Genomic DNA, 13961 nt, shown 5'->3' with positions numbered 1-13961 from the left:
CCCATGCGCCGGGCTGAACGACTGTTAAGCTCCAAGGCTTAGGTCCCTTCCCGGAGTTGTCCATGCGTCGCCGCGTCCTTGCCATCGCATCCTCCCTCGCCCTGCTGGCCGCCCCGGCCTTCGCGGCGCCGCACACCACTACCCTGCCCCCGGCGTCGCTGGCCACCGCCGCACAGCTGCGCGACCAGGCGCTGGCCGATGACACCGGCTGGAAGGTGGTCGAGTCGCTCACCACCGAGATCGGTCCGCGCATCGCCGGCAGCGAAGCCGACGCCCGCGCCGTGGCCTGGGCCGAAGCCAAGTTCAAGGCCCTCGGTTTCGACAAGGTGTGGAAGGAGCCGGTGACATTCCCGAAGTGGGAGCGGCGCAGTGAACACGCCGCCGTGACCGGCAGGAACCCGCAGCCGCTGCAGATCACTGCGCTGGGCGGCAGCCCAGGCGGCACCGTGGAAGCCGAGGTGGTGCGCTTCGCCGACCTGGCCGCGCTGCAGGCCGCACCGGCGGGTTCGCTGAAGGGCAAGATCGCCTTCGTCGATTACCAGATGCTGCCGTTCCGCGATGGCCGCGATTACGGCCGCGGCGGTGCGATCCGCAGCAAGGGGCCGTCCGAAGCGATCCGCAAGGGCGCGGTCGGTTTCCTCATGCGCTCGGCCGGTACCGACTCGCACCGCGTGCCGCACACCGGCATCACCCGTTTCGATGAGGGCCTGACCCCAGTGCCGTCGGCCGCGCTGTCGGTGCCCGATGCCGACCAGCTGGCCCGCCTGCTGGCGCGTGGCAGCACCACGGTGAAGATGGCATTGGATTGCGGTTGGGATGGCACCGCCACCTCCTACAACGTGATCGGCGAGATCACCGGCCGCAGCCTGCCGAAGGAAGTGGTGGTGATCGGCGGTCACCTGGATTCATGGGACCTGGGCACTGGCGCGGTGGATGACGGCGCGGGCGTGGGCATCACCATGGCCGCCGGCCACCTGATCGGCCAGCTCAAGCAGGCACCGAAGCGCACCATCCGCGTGATCGCCTTCGCCAATGAGGAACAGGGGCTGTATGGCGGCAAGGCCTATGCCGAAGCGCACGCGAAGGACGTGGCCCTGCACCAGCTGGCCGCCGAGAGCGATTTCGGCGCAGGCCGCATCTACGCCTTCAATACCGGTTCGCCGAATCCGGACGGCTCGCGTGAAGCGACGAAGCAGATTGCCGAAGTGATGAAGCCGCTGGGCATCGAGTACCAGGCCGACAAGGGTGGCCCGGGCCCGGACGTCGGCCCACTGGCCGCCAAGGGCGGTGCGTGGGCGTGGCTGGCGCAGGATGGCTCGGACTACTTCCACCTGCACCACACCGCCGACGACACGCTGGACAAGATCGACCCGAAGGCACTGGCGCAGAACGTAGCCGCGTACACCGTGTTCGCCTACCTGGCGGCGGAAGCGGATGGCAGCTTCGGCAGCGAGGCCAAGGCGACCACGCCGCCGAACGAATGATGCTGTAGCGTCGGGCCATGCCCGGCGAGCGCAGCGGGAAAAGTGGTGCGAACCGCGGTTCCCACCCACCGGGCAATGGCGTGGATCAGAGCCCTCGCCCTTGGCGAGGGCTCTGACCCCGATCCTGTCAGCCTTCCCACACGCTGGTGTTGCGCACGCCCAGCAGTTTCGGGTTGAACAGCGGATCCTTGCCGGCCTGGCGATGCTGCTCGTAGTCACGCAGCGCCGCCAAGGCCGGTTTCTGCAGCAGCAGGATGGCGATGATGTTCAACCAGCTCATCAGGCCGACGCCGATGTCACCCAGCGACCAGGCCACCGTTGCACTGTTCACCGCCGAGTACCCGGTCGCTGCCAGGAACAGCAGCTGGAAGCTGCCCATCACCCACGGCGTCGGCCGATCGCGGCACAGATAACTGACGTTGGTCTCGGCCATGTAGTACAGCGCGAGGATGGTGGTGAACGCGAACGGCAGGATCGCCAGCGCTACGAACGAACGGCCGAAGCCCGGGAGCGCGGATTCCACCGCATGCTGCACGAAGCGTGGCCCGGCCTCGACACCCGGCAGATTGCCCAGTAACAGGCGCGCCTCATCCGGAATGCCGTTCACCGCGGGGTCGTAGACGTTGTACAGGCCGGTGGACAGGATCAGGAAGGCGGTCGCACTGCACACCACCATCGTGTCGATGTAGACCGAGAACGACTGCACCAGGCCCTGCTTGACCGGATGCGAGACTTCCGCGGCGGCGGCCGGATGCGCACCACTGCCCATGCCGGCCTCGTTGGACAGCACGCCGCGACGCACGCCCCACTGGATAGCGGTACCGATCATCGCGCCGAACGCTGCGTCCACGCCGAATGCACTGCGCAGCACCAGCATGATCACCTCCGGCACCTTTTCCGCGTTGAGCACCATCACCAGCGCCGCAACCAGCAGGTAGGCCACGGCCATCAGCGGCACCACCCATTCGGCCACGCGCGCAATGCGCCGCACACCGCCGATGAGGATGGCACCCAGCACCACCAGCAGAACCGCGGTGGTGGTCATCACCGGGACGTCCCAGGCTTCGTTCACCGCGCTGGTGATCGCATTGGACTGGGTGCCAGCCAGCATCGCGCCCGCCAGCACCGTCACCAGTGCGAACAGCACTGCATACCAGCGTTGGCCGAGGCCTTTTTCGATGTAATACGCAGGGCCGCCCCGGTACTGCCCCTTGCCGTCGCGATCCTTGTAGATCTGCGCGAGCGTGGATTCGATGAAGGCACTGGATGCGCCAAGGAAGGCGACGATCCACATCCAGAAGATCGCGCCGGGGCCGCCGAAGGCGATGGCCATGGCGACGCCGGCGATGTTGCCGACGCCCACGCGGCTTGACAGCGAAATGGACAACGCCTGGAACGGCGACACGCCGGCATCGGAGCGCTCATGGCGGAACATCAGGCGCAGCATGTCCGGCAACGCACGCAACTGGATGAAGCGCGTGCGCACGCTGAAGTACAGGCCGGTGAGCAGGCACAGCACCACCAGGTAGGGACTCCAGACGACGCCAAGGATCGTGTTGACGATGGATTCGATGTTCATCGGCGGCCCCTCAGAAGAACATGCCCAAGGCAATCTGGGGGCTGACGATATGGCTGGTGTTGCGGCCCGCCACGCTGAACTCCACGCCGGCGATCAGGCCCAGCGTCGGGCTGAAGTGGTACTCCACGGCCGGCGCCAGGGTGACGCTGCGGCTGGCCGGGCGATGCTCTTCGATCCGTTCGATCGCACCGCTGCTGTTGCGTGCGAAGCCGCTGAGGCGCTGGCCTGTCTCGCGGCTGGCGGCCACCTCCATCACGCCCACCCAACGCGAATTGAAGCTGTACTCGGCGCCGACCGACAGGCCCAGCACCGACCCGCGGGAGATATGTCCCTGGAAGCTGTCATCGGTGCCGTAGACGCTGGTGCCGGATATGGCGGTGCGCGACGGTGCCGGCCCGGCACTGAGCTGGGCACGCCAGCGCACGGGGCGGTCATTGCCCAGCCACACGACCTGCTGCACGCCCAGCGCTGCAGTGGTGCGCTGAACGCCGTCGCCCTGCGCATCGAGCGGATTGCCGGCGATGCGATCGTGGCTGCCGGTGCTGAAACGCTGCACCAGCGCGACCGAGATGGCCGGACGGGTGCCATCGGCATTCGGCGCCTGCAGCAGGTACTGCAGCCGCGCGGTGGTGTCACCGGCACGGAAGCCGCTGCTGCGCGCACCGCCGGACTCCGAGCGCGATGCACTGAGATTGACCTGGCCCATCACCCGGTCGCTGAAGCCATAGATGATCGGCACCACCGTGGCCCATGCACCGCTACGTTGCCCACTGCGGCGGCGATGGCCGCCATCGTCGTAATGATCGCGACTGTCGATCCGCACCAGATAGGGTTCGATGTACCAGTTGCCCTGCGGCAGGCCGGCCGGATTGGGGGTGATCAGCGGGCCGGTGAAGTTGACACCGTCAAGACTGCGTTCGTCAGCCGCTGCGTGGGCACTGGCAAGGACGTTGGCCAGCACCAGCAATGCGACGAGGATACGGCGAGGATGATGCATGACAGCCACTCCTGGACAGCATGGGATGGAATTCCACCCTGCGTCGCCAGAAGCGGCTGACCAATAAGGAAACTTTCAAAACATCATGCGTGCTTGACGCAATTGCCGGCCCCGGAAGGGGTCAGAGCCCTCGCCTGCGGCAAGGGATCCGACCCCGAACATGGCGAGCCGCTGGGGTCGGATCAGCCGCGACGGCTGGCCCATTGCGCCAGCAGTACCGCCGTGGCCGAGGCTACGTTCAGGCTCTCCACCGCGCCGCTGCCGGGAATCGAGACCTGCAGGTCGCACGCCCCCGCCAGGCTGCGGTCCATGCCCTCGCCTTCGGCACCCATCACATACACCAGGCGGGCCGGCAGCGAGCTGCGGAACACGTCATCACCGCCCTCGACCAGGGTCGCGGCCAGGCCGAAACCGGCTGCGCGCAATTGCGCCATTGCCTGATCGGTCTCCGGCAGCTGCACCAGCGGCACCGCTTCGGCACCGCCTTCGGCAACGCGCGCGGCGGCGCCGGACAGGGCCAGCGTGCTGCCGGCCGGCAACAGCAGCGCCTTGGCACCGAAGTGCGCGGCCGAGCGCAGGATCGCGCCGAGGTTGTGCGGGTTGCCCACGCCATCGAGCCACAGTGCCAGCGCCGGGGCCTCGCCGACCTGCTCCAGCCACTGCGCCAGCGGCAGTGCAGGTGCACGCAGCACATCAGCCACCACCCCTTCGTGATGGGTGGTGCCGGCGAGCTTGTTCAGATCGCCATCCTCGACCACGCGGTAGCCCACGCGGTTGGCAACGCACCACTTCAACAGCGGCTGCAGGCGCGGGATGCGTGCTTCCAGCAGGTACAGCTTGCGCAGCGCCTGCGGCCGCGCTTCGAACGCAGCCAGCACGGCATTCAGGCCGTACAGACGCAGCTCATCGCTGCCACCGCGCCCACCACCGCCCGTGGCCGGCACCTCCGGGCGCGGCAACGGCGTTGCGCGCGGCGGACGGGCGGACGGGCGGCGGTTGTTCCAAGGGTTGTTCACTTACACACTCTCCTGCTTGCGCTGGCGCCAGAAATCGGCGTTCTTGATGCCCAGGGCATCAGGGTCGAACACCGGATCCAGGCCCAGCTTCTTCTGTCGTTCGTAGTCACGCAGGGCCAGCATCGCCGGCTTCTGGATGATGAGGATGGCGATGATGTTCAGCCAGGCCATCAGGCCGACGCCGATGTCGCCCAGCGCCCAGGCCAGGGTGGCATTGTGGAACGCGCCGAACACCACCATGCCGATGATGCCCAGGCGCAGCAGCAGCACGGTCAGCGGCCGCTTCCTGTTGTGGTTCACATAGCTGAGGTTGGTCTCGGCCATGTAGTAGTACGCCATGATGGTGGTGAAGGCGAAGAAGAAGATGGCCACCGATACGAACGCCGAACCCCAGCCCGGCAGCACCGCTTCCACGCCGGCCTGGGCGTAACCGGCGCCTTCCGGAATGCCGGCCAGGCCCTGGAAGATCGGCGCGGCGCCCTCCACCGGCGAGTACACGTTGTAGGTACCGCTGGCCAGGATCAGGAACGCGGTGGCGGTGCACACCATCATGGTGTCGAAGTAGATCGCGAAGGCCTGCACATAGCCCTGCTTGGCCGGATGCGAGACTTCCGAGGCGGCCGCCGCGTGCGGGCCCGAGCCCTGGCCGGCTTCGTTGGCGTAGATGCCGCGCTTGATGCCCCACTCCACGGCCAGGCCCATCATCGCGCCGAACGCGGCATGCGTGCCGAAGGCGCTCTTGAAGATGATGCCGAACATTTCCGGCACGCGGTCGTAGTTGATGATCATGATGATGATGGCCATCAGGATGAAACCGGCAGCCATGAACGGCACCACCACCTCGGCGAAGTTGGCGATGCGCTTGACGCCACCGAAGATCACCACGCCCAGCAGCAGCGCCACCACGATGCCGATCCCCAGCTTCAGCGCCTGCACCGATTCCATGCCGAAGGCCTGGCCATCGAGCGGACCGCACAGCGCGGTGCCACGGCAGGCGTTGATGATGCTGTCGGCGATGGCGTTGGCCTGCACGCCCGGCATCAGGAAGCCTGCGGCGATGATCGTGGCGATGGCGAAGGCCAGCGCGTACCACTTCAGGCCCATGGCTTTTTCGATGTAGTACGCCGGGCCACCGCGATAGCGGCCTTCGGCGTCCTTGGTCTTGTAGATCTGCGCCAGGGTGCATTCCACGTACGAGGTGGACGCGCCGAGGAAGCCCATCACCCACATCCAGAAGATCGCACCGGGACCGCCGAATGCGATGGCGGTGGCCACACCGGCGATGTTGCCGATACCCATGCGGCCGGCCATCGACATGGCCAGCGCCTGGAACGAGGACACACCGGCGTCGGATTTCTCACCCTTGACGGTGAGGCGGCACATCTCGAGGAACCCCCGGATCTGCATGAAGCGCGTGCGCAGGCTGAAGAACAGGCCGGCGCCCAGGCACACGAAGATCAGTGCCTTGCTCCAGATGATGCTGTTGATGAAGTGTACGGTTGCTTCCACGCGCGCTCTCTCCAGTCGGCGGGTTGTAAGGACGTCCCGTCGGCTGGAGGGGACCGGTCGATTCTCCCTGATCGAAGGCCGCTGCGGTAGCGCCATTGGTCGCGCCGGGCCATGACCGGAGAGCGGAGAAGGGGTCAGATCCCTTTTCCACTGGAAAAGGGATCTGACCCCGGGCCGTTCAGGGCAGCTGCGTGCGCACCCGGGCGAAACGGCGCAGGTCGTGCAACACGCCGCGCTTGTAGACCGCACAGCGCTCCACGCCCTCTTCCTGGAAGCCGTTCTTCTCCAGCACCCGGGCCGAGCCGAGGTTGAAGTCGACCACGGTGGCCTGCAGCCTGAACAGGCGCAGCTCATCCATCACCCACGGGGCGAACAGGCCGACCACGCGGGTCATCAGGCCGTGCCCCCAATAGGCCCGGCCCAGCCAGTAACCCAGTTCGGCGGTATGCCCACGCTCGGCCAGCCCCTGTTGGGCACCGACGCTGCCACAGGCCTGGCCGTCGATCTCGATGGCCAGGTTCAGGGTGCTGGGGGCCAGTACGCGGCCCGCGAGGAAGGCCTCGCCATCCTCGCGCGTGTACGGATACGGGAAGCGGTCGCGCAGGCCGCGCGACACCTCGGCGTCGTTGGCGTGGCGCAGCAGGGATTCCAGGTCGCCGGGCTGCCACGGGCGCAGAGTGAAGCCTTCTCCCTGCAGTGGTGGGGTCAGAGCCCTTTCCCCTTGGGAAAGGGATCCGACCCCGTCGACAGGCCGGTCAGGCATGACCACCCACCGACGGCGATTCCGCTTCCTGCTTCTCCAGCTCGCGCTTCACCGCTTCCGGCGAACGGGTGTACGGCGCCAGCCGCGCGTAGAACGCCGGCACCACGAACAGCGACAGGAAGGTCGAGAGGGTCACACCGAAGATAATCACGATGCCGATCGTGCCACGGCTGGCCGAACCAGGACCACCGGCGACCACCAGCGGGATCGCGCCGACCACGGTGGCGATCGAGGTCATCAGGATCGGGCGCAGGCGCACCATCGCCGACTCGATGATCGCCTCGCGCACGCTGCGCCCATCGTCGCGCAGCTGGTTGGCGAATTCGACGATGAGGATGCCGTTCTTCGCGGCAAGGCCGACCAGCATCACGATGCCGATCTGGCTGAACAGGTTCACGGTACCGCCACTCACCCACAACCCGACCAGCGCGCCGAGTACGCCCAGCGGCACGGTCAGCATGATGGTGAGCGGATGGATGAAGCTCTCGAACTGCGCCGCCAGCACCAGGTACACCACCAGCAGCGCCATCGCGAAGGTCAGCAGCACCGCGCCGCCGGCGCTCTGGTACTCGCGCGATTCGCCCTTCCAGTTCACCTGCGCGTACTGCGGCAGCTCTTCCTGGGCTACGTTCTGTGCCCAGGCAATGGCTTCGCCCAGCGGATAACCGGGCGCCAGGCCGGCACTGATGGTGATCGAGCGCAGTCGGTTGAAGCGGTTCAGGGTGCCGGCCTCGGCCACTTCACTCAGCGTGACCAGGTTGGACAGCGGCACCAGCTCGCCGGAGTTGGCGCGCACGCGGATCGCGGCCAGGTCGGCCGGGCTGGCACGACCATCGCGACCGGCCTGCACCAGCACGTCGTACTCCTCGCCGTTGTCGACGAAGGTGGTGACGCGACGCGAGCCCATCATGGTTTCCAGCGCCGAACCGATCGCGGTGACCGGCACGCCGAGATCGGCCGCACGCTGGCGGTCAATGTTCACCCGCATCTGCGGCCGGGTTTCCTTGTAATCGGAATCGGGGCCGACCAGGCCGGGATTGTCGGCCATGCGCAGCAGGATGCGGTCGCGCCACTGCGCGATCTCGGCATATTCCGGGCCGCCCAGCACGATCTGGAACGGTTGGCCGCCGCTGCGCACCAGGCCACCACCCACCTGCGTGCGTACGCGCACGCCGCGGATGGTATCCAGTTCCTTCTGCAGTTCGTTGGCGACTTCGGGCGTACCCTCGCTGCGCTGGCGCCACGGCTGCAGGAAGATGCTGACGCGGCCGGTATGCATTTCCTCGCTGGCGCCCCAGCCGCCCGGCACGCGGGGGTTGGCACGCACGATCGGCTTGTCCGGGCCGACATGCGGTGCCAGCAGCGCTTCCACCTGCTGCACCTGCTGCACGGTGTAGTCGTAGCCGGCGCCTTCCGGGCCGTCGATCATGATCTGGAACGAACCACGGTCTTCGGCTGGCGCCAGTTCCGACGGCAGCAGCTTGAGCAGGCCCCAGCTGGCGGCCAGCGCAGCCACCATCACCAGCAGGTAGATCCAGGTGCGGTCGACATGGTGATCGAGAACCCGCCCATAGGCACCCGCAAGGCGTTCCAGGTTGCGGTTGATGAAGCCGTGCAGGCCTCGCGGGGCCTGCCCGGTATGCGGCTTGAGCAGCTTGGAAGCCATCATCGGCGTCAGTGTGAGCGCAACGAACGCGGACAACGCCACGGCAGCGGCCAGCGCCACGGCCAGTTCGCGGAACAGTCGCCCGGTGTTGCCCTCCAGGAAGCCGACCGGCAGGAACACCGCCACCAGCACGGCAGTGGTGGCGATCACCGCGAAGGCGACCTGCGCGGTGCCGCGCTTGGAGGCCACCAGCGGTGGTTCGCCCAGGTCGATGCGGCGCTGCACGTTTTCCACCACCACGATCGCATCGTCCACCACCAGGCCGATGCACAGCACCAGCGCCAGCAGGGTCAGCAGGTTGATCGAGAAGTCGAACGCATACAGCGCGATGAACGCCGCCACCAGGCAGACCGGCACCGTCACCGCCGGAATCAACGCGGCGCGGAAGCTGCCGAGGAAGAGCCAGATCACCGCCAGCACCAGGATCATCGCTTCCACCAGGGTGGCGTAGACGCGGTCCACTGCAGCTTCGATGAAGGTGGTGTTGTCGAAGGCGACGAAGATCTGCGTGCCCTTGGGCAGGGTCAGCGCCACCCGCTCGGCCTCAGCGCGCGCAGTGCGTGCCACGTCCAGCGAGTTGGCGGTGGAGGTCTTGACGATGCCCAGGCCGATGCCGGGCTCGCCGTTGCTGCGGTAGTACGCGCGGCGTTCGGCCGAGGCCAGCTCGATCTTCGCCACGTCGCCCATGCGCACCACGTAGCCGTCGCGGCCCTTGCCCAGCGGGATGGTCGCGAAATCCTCGGGCTTGATGTAGTTGCGTTCCACGCGCAGGGTGAAATCGCGGTCGGTCGACTCGATGCGGCCGGCCGGCAGCTCCACGTTCTCGTTGCGCAGTGCGGTTTCCACGTCGCCGGTGGTCAGCCCGCGCGCGGCCAGCTGGTCACGGTCCAGCCAGATCCGCATCGCATAGCGCTGGCGGCCGCCGATGCGGACCTGGGCCACGCCATCGAGGCTGGAGAAACGATCGACCACGTAGCGGTCGGCGTAGTCGCTCAACTCCAGCGTGTCCATGGTCGAGGACACCATGTTGAACCAGATGATCGGGTCGGCATCGCTCTCGACCTTGGCAATCTCCGGTGGCCGCGCCTCTTCCGGCATGCGGTCGGCGACGCGGCTGACCGCATCGCGCACGTCGTTGGCCGCCGCTTCGATATCACGGTTGGAGGTGAACTCGATGCTGACCTGCGAGCGGCCGTTGGTGCTGCGCGCGTTGATCGTATCGATACCTTCGATGCCGGCCAGCGCATCTTCCAGCACCTGGGTGATGCGGCTTTCGATGACCGCCGCCGACGCGCCGGTGTAGTCCACCGACACCGAAACGATCGGAGGGTCGATGGCGGGCAGTTCGCGCAGGGTCAGGCGGGTGAAGGACATCACGCCCAGCACCAGCAGCAACAGGCTCATCACCACGGCGAACACCGGCCGCTGGATGGAGATGTCGGACAGCTTCATCCGCCGTGGCCCTCGGTCGCGACCGGCGCCGGCGCGTCAGCCGGTTTGGCGCCAGAGGCCGGTGCGGCGTCCTTCGCAGCGACCTTCAGGCCCGGGCGCAGCTTGCCGGTGCCATCGACCACGATGCGCTGGCCTGCTTCCAGGCCCTGCCGGATCTCGACCACGCCGGCACGGCGCGCGCCGGTTACCACGTCCACCCGCTCGACGCTGTCGTCGGCCTTGATGCGGTACACGAAGGTATCGCGGCCGACCTGTACCACGGCGATTTCCGGGACCACCAGCGCCGGGCGCTCGGGGCGGAACAGGCGCACGTCCAGCAGCATGCCCGGGCGCAATGCGTGGTCGCCATTGGCGAAATCGGCGCGCACGGTCACCGCACGGGTGGCCGGATCGATACGCGCATCGATGGTGCTGACCACGCCCTCGAAGGTGCGACCCGGCCAGGCCACGCTGGTGGCACTGACCTTGTCACCAACGCCCAGCGCAGCCAGCTCCACTTCCGGCACCTGGAAATCGACATGCATGTGCTCGATGTCGTCGAGCGTGGCGATGACCGTGGTCGGGGTCAGCAGCGATCCCGGACTGACCTGGCGGATGCCAAGCACACCGGCAAAGGGCGCACGCACACGGCGGTCGCCAATGTCTGCCTGCATCTGCATCACGCGCGCCTCGGCGGCGTCGCGGATCGACTTCTGCGTATCCAGCGTGGCGCTGGACACCAGCCGCTGGGCGGCCAGTTCGCGCTGGCGCTTGTACAGCTGATCGGCTTCATGGAAAGTGGCCTGCGCCTGCACCAGTGCGGCTTCCTGGGCCTGCCCGCGCAGCGTCACGATCGGCGCACCGGCCGCAATGTGCTGGCCGCTCTCGAAGTGCACTTTCTCGACGATCTCGCTGACTTTGGCAGTGACGCTGATCGACTCGCGCGCCCTGGCCGTGCCCAGTGCCTGCAGGGTGTCGTTCCACTGCGTGGGCTGCACGACCTGCGCGGTGACCGGCACCGCTTCGCCCTGCCGACGTGCGGCGGCCTCCTGTTTGCCTGCGCACCCGGCCAGCACGGCCAGGCTGAGGCCGAGGGCCAGGGTCGAAGCGATACGAGCCAACATGAACGGTCCTGATTGATCCACGGCCGCCGAGTGTAGGCAAGTGCCCATAAAAGCGGTATGTGCCAAGCGTTTACCGGCGTGGAACCTAGGCTGCGATAGCGCCTTGAACCCGTTCCGTGCAAGGCTGCCATGGGCAGTGTCGGCGTGTGTCGGGGTGTATCCAGTGGTGCACCACCGCGGCCGTCATCGTAGAGTCGAACCTGCCCGACCGAGGGCGTCGGGCGGGGACGGATCCTGGCGGGGATCCGGCCCCGTTTTTTTATGCCCGGCGGATCAATACCGGTAGTTCAACTTCATCCACACGCTCCGCCCCGGCTCGTTGATCCGCACCGGGTCGGCCGGGAAGCCGAAGTCGGCGCTGCCGGCCAGGTTCAGGTGCTCGCTGTAGGCGCGGTCGAACAGGTTGTCGACGCCGGCGCTGAGCTGCAGCTGCGAACTGAAACGGTACGCGGCATTGAGCGCGAAGGTGGCAAACCCGGCGCTCGGCCCGAGGTCCTGCGCGACCACGTTGCCCTGTCCATCTGCGACACGATGCTGATGGGTCACCGCGCGCAGCAATGCGCCGGCACTCCAGCGCTGGCCCTCCCAGTTCGCGCTCAGGCGTGCTTCCAACGGCGGCATCTGCGGCAGCGGACGCTGCTGGTCGCGGTTCTCTCCCCAGGCATAGGCCAGCGTGCCGCCCAGCTTCCACTGCTCGGTCAGGCTCACTTCCAACCCGGCCTCGGCACCGGCAATGCGCGCCTCGACGTTGCTGGCCTGGCTCATGCCCATCATGCCGCTGCCGTGGTAGGTGAACAGGATGTAGTCCTGGATCTGCCCGGCATAGGCCGAGACCCAGGCCTGCACGCGCGGTCCCTTGTACTGCAGGCCCACGTCGAGCTGGGTGGTGCGCTCGGGCTGGATGCCGGCAAACGCGTTCATTGCACCGGCCGGTCCGTGGTCGGGCGAGAACAGCTCCCAGTAGTCGGGCATGCGTTCGCTGTGGCCGAGGCCGGCGTACCAGGTCAGGCCGTCGGCCAGGTCCTGCTCGTAGCGCAGGAAGCCACTGCCGAGCCACGCCTTGCGCTTTTGCTCGGCCGTTGGGTTGGGCCGGCTGCCCATCATTCCACGGATCGACTGCCGCTCATCACGCACGCTGGCACGATCGATGCGCAGGCCGCTGATCCAGCGCTGATCGGTGCCGGCGCCGAGGGTCAACTCGGTGAAAACGCCATAGCGGCGGAAGCTGGCATCGGTCTGCCACGCCGCCTGGCGATAGGTGCCCCGGCCCATGCCCATTCGCCCACGATGGCGGCTGTCCTCGCCATCCACACCCGCCACCAGTTGCACGTCCTGCCAGCGCCACTCGGAACTGACCCGGCCGCCCTGGGTGCGTCGGTCCACGTTCGATGCCATCGGCATCGGCATCATGCTGTGCGGATTCGGCGTTCGCAGCGTGTAGTTGTCCATCACGTGGTCGGCCTCGTTGTAGTACACGTTGGCCTGCACTGTGTCCCAGGCACCCGGCAGATTGCGCTTCTCGAAGCGCGCGGCGTAGCTGGTGCGTTCGAACGCGGCACCGTCCATGCCGCGCCCCGCGTAGCGTGCGATCGCATCGCCGGCACCGGCAGAAATTTCCAGCAGCGTGTCGGCATCCGGCGTCCAGCCGATCGCCACGTCACCGTTCCACTTGCGCCACTTCGATGGCACCACATCGCCGTTGCCGTCCTTGTAGTCATCGGCTTCGGAACGGTTGCCGCTGGCGCGCACATAGCCGGTCGGGTTGCCCAGGGTCAGGTCCAGCACCTGGTCGTTGCGGTTGCGCGAACCGACCAGCGTACTGGCATCGGCACGCAGGCCCGGTTCCTCGAAGCGCGGTGTATCGCGTTCGAAGCGCACGGTGCCGGCCGAGGCACCTGCCCCCCAGCGCACGCTCTGCGGGCCCTTGATGATGGTCAGGCGGTCGAAGCTCTCCGGTGCGATGTAGGACAGCGGGTTGTCCATGCGCGAGGGGCAGGCGCCGATCAGGTTGCCGTCATTGCTGAGGATGTTCAGGCGCGAACCCAACATGCCGCGCAGCACCGGGTCACCGTTGGTGCCGCCGTTGCGGATGGCGGAGAAGCCAGGAACGGTCTTCAGGTAATCGGCGCCGTCACTGGCAGGGACCGGCTGCCGCGGCAGGCGTGGATCGGTCACCCAGTGCAGTGGCGACGAAGGCGCGGCGGCGGTGACCACCAGCGTATCGAGAGTGCGCGCCTCTTCGGCGGGCGCGGCATGGGCGAGCGTTGCAGCTGCGGCCAGGCCAAGGGCAACCGGCAGGCGCACGCAGGCGCCCGCGGGGCGGGAAGTCATTTTCATCGGAACAGCTCCAAGGTACGCACGCGCGCACGGCGCCCGGTCAGGCGTCGTGCGG

General features: G+C 67.4%; 9 protein-coding genes. 1 reads left to right on the top strand and 8 read right to left on the bottom strand.

The window, feature by feature from the left end; all coding sequences use genetic code 11:
- Positions 1-62 precede the first annotated feature (62 nt).
- Positions 63-1484 (top strand): M28 family peptidase, encoded by a 1422-nt coding sequence (locus tag ACM0O9_RS07480; RefSeq protein ID WP_065179503.1) that lies wholly within the window; start codon positions 63-65, stop codon positions 1482-1484.
- Positions 1485-1611: 127 nt separating this feature from the next.
- Here the strand turns inward: ACM0O9_RS07480 and ACM0O9_RS07475 are convergent, their stop codons facing one another.
- The 8 genes from ACM0O9_RS07475 to ACM0O9_RS07440 all read right to left on the bottom strand — a co-directional run bounded on the left by ACM0O9_RS07475 (position 1612) and on the right by ACM0O9_RS07440 (position 13906).
- On the bottom strand, positions 1612-3063 hold the full coding sequence (locus tag ACM0O9_RS07475) for an alanine/glycine:cation symporter family protein (RefSeq protein ID WP_065179504.1): 1452 nt from the start codon (positions 3061-3063) through the stop codon (positions 1612-1614).
- A 10-nt stretch (positions 3064-3073) separates the two neighbouring features.
- Entirely contained in the window at positions 3074-4060 is a 987-nt protein-coding gene (locus ACM0O9_RS07470) for a hypothetical protein (protein WP_005418813.1), read from the bottom strand.
- A gap of 182 nt (positions 4061-4242) precedes the next feature.
- Complete coding sequence (locus ACM0O9_RS07465; RefSeq protein ID WP_005418814.1) at positions 4243-5076, bottom strand: TrmH family RNA methyltransferase; 834 nt, start codon at positions 5074-5076, stop codon at positions 4243-4245.
- On the bottom strand, positions 5077-6585 hold the full coding sequence (locus ACM0O9_RS07460) for an alanine/glycine:cation symporter family protein (RefSeq protein WP_005418815.1): 1509 nt from the start codon (positions 6583-6585) through the stop codon (positions 5077-5079). It lies immediately after the preceding gene.
- A 178-nt stretch (positions 6586-6763) separates the two neighbouring features.
- Positions 6764-7348: a GNAT family N-acetyltransferase gene (locus ACM0O9_RS07455; RefSeq protein ID WP_065179506.1), complete on the bottom strand. Its 585-nt coding sequence runs from the start codon at positions 7346-7348 to the stop codon at positions 6764-6766.
- Entirely contained in the window at positions 7341-10466 is a 3126-nt protein-coding gene (locus ACM0O9_RS07450) for an efflux RND transporter permease subunit (RefSeq protein WP_005418827.1), read from the bottom strand. Before ACM0O9_RS07450 ends, ACM0O9_RS07455 begins: the two co-directional genes overlap by 8 nt.
- Entirely contained in the window at positions 10463-11569 is a 1107-nt protein-coding gene (locus ACM0O9_RS07445) for an efflux RND transporter periplasmic adaptor subunit (RefSeq protein WP_235649151.1), read from the bottom strand. The genes ACM0O9_RS07450 and ACM0O9_RS07445 overlap by 4 nt, the downstream gene beginning before the upstream one ends.
- Before the next feature lie 273 nt (positions 11570-11842).
- The gene (locus tag ACM0O9_RS07440) at positions 11843-13906 is read right to left on the bottom strand and encodes a TonB-dependent copper receptor (RefSeq protein WP_065179508.1); all 2064 of its coding nucleotides are present in this window, start codon (positions 13904-13906) and stop codon (positions 11843-11845) included.
- Positions 13907-13961 lie beyond the last annotated feature (55 nt).

This window comes from Stenotrophomonas sp. FR012, assembly GCF_047520565.2.
GTDB classification, from domain to species: Bacteria; Pseudomonadota; Gammaproteobacteria; order Xanthomonadales; family Xanthomonadaceae; genus Stenotrophomonas; species Stenotrophomonas sepilia.
Note: the sequence above shows the minus strand (reverse complement) of the source record. Positions and strands in the feature narration are given on the sequence as shown.

Excerpts from the sequence above, each read along its gene's own strand:
- ACM0O9_RS07440 (WP_065179508.1), bottom strand. The coding sequence starts at position 13,906 with ATGAAAATGACTTCCCGCCCCGCGGGCGCCTGCGTGCGCCTGCCGGTT.
- ACM0O9_RS07470 (WP_005418813.1), bottom strand. The coding sequence starts at position 4,060 with ATGCATCATCCTCGCCGTATCCTCGTCGCATTGCTGGTGCTGGCCAAC.
- ACM0O9_RS07450 (WP_005418827.1), bottom strand. The coding sequence starts at position 10,466 with ATGAAGCTGTCCGACATCTCCATCCAGCGGCCGGTGTTCGCCGTGGTG.
- ACM0O9_RS07475 (WP_065179504.1), bottom strand. The coding sequence starts at position 3,063 with ATGAACATCGAATCCATCGTCAACACGATCCTTGGCGTCGTCTGGAGT.
- ACM0O9_RS07445 (WP_235649151.1), bottom strand. The coding sequence starts at position 11,569 with ATGTTGGCTCGTATCGCTTCGACCCTGGCCCTCGGCCTCAGCCTGGCC.
- ACM0O9_RS07455 (WP_065179506.1), bottom strand. The coding sequence starts at position 7,348 with ATGCCTGACCGGCCTGTCGACGGGGTCGGATCCCTTTCCCAAGGGGAA.
- ACM0O9_RS07480 (WP_065179503.1), top strand. The coding sequence starts at position 63 with ATGCGTCGCCGCGTCCTTGCCATCGCATCCTCCCTCGCCCTGCTGGCC.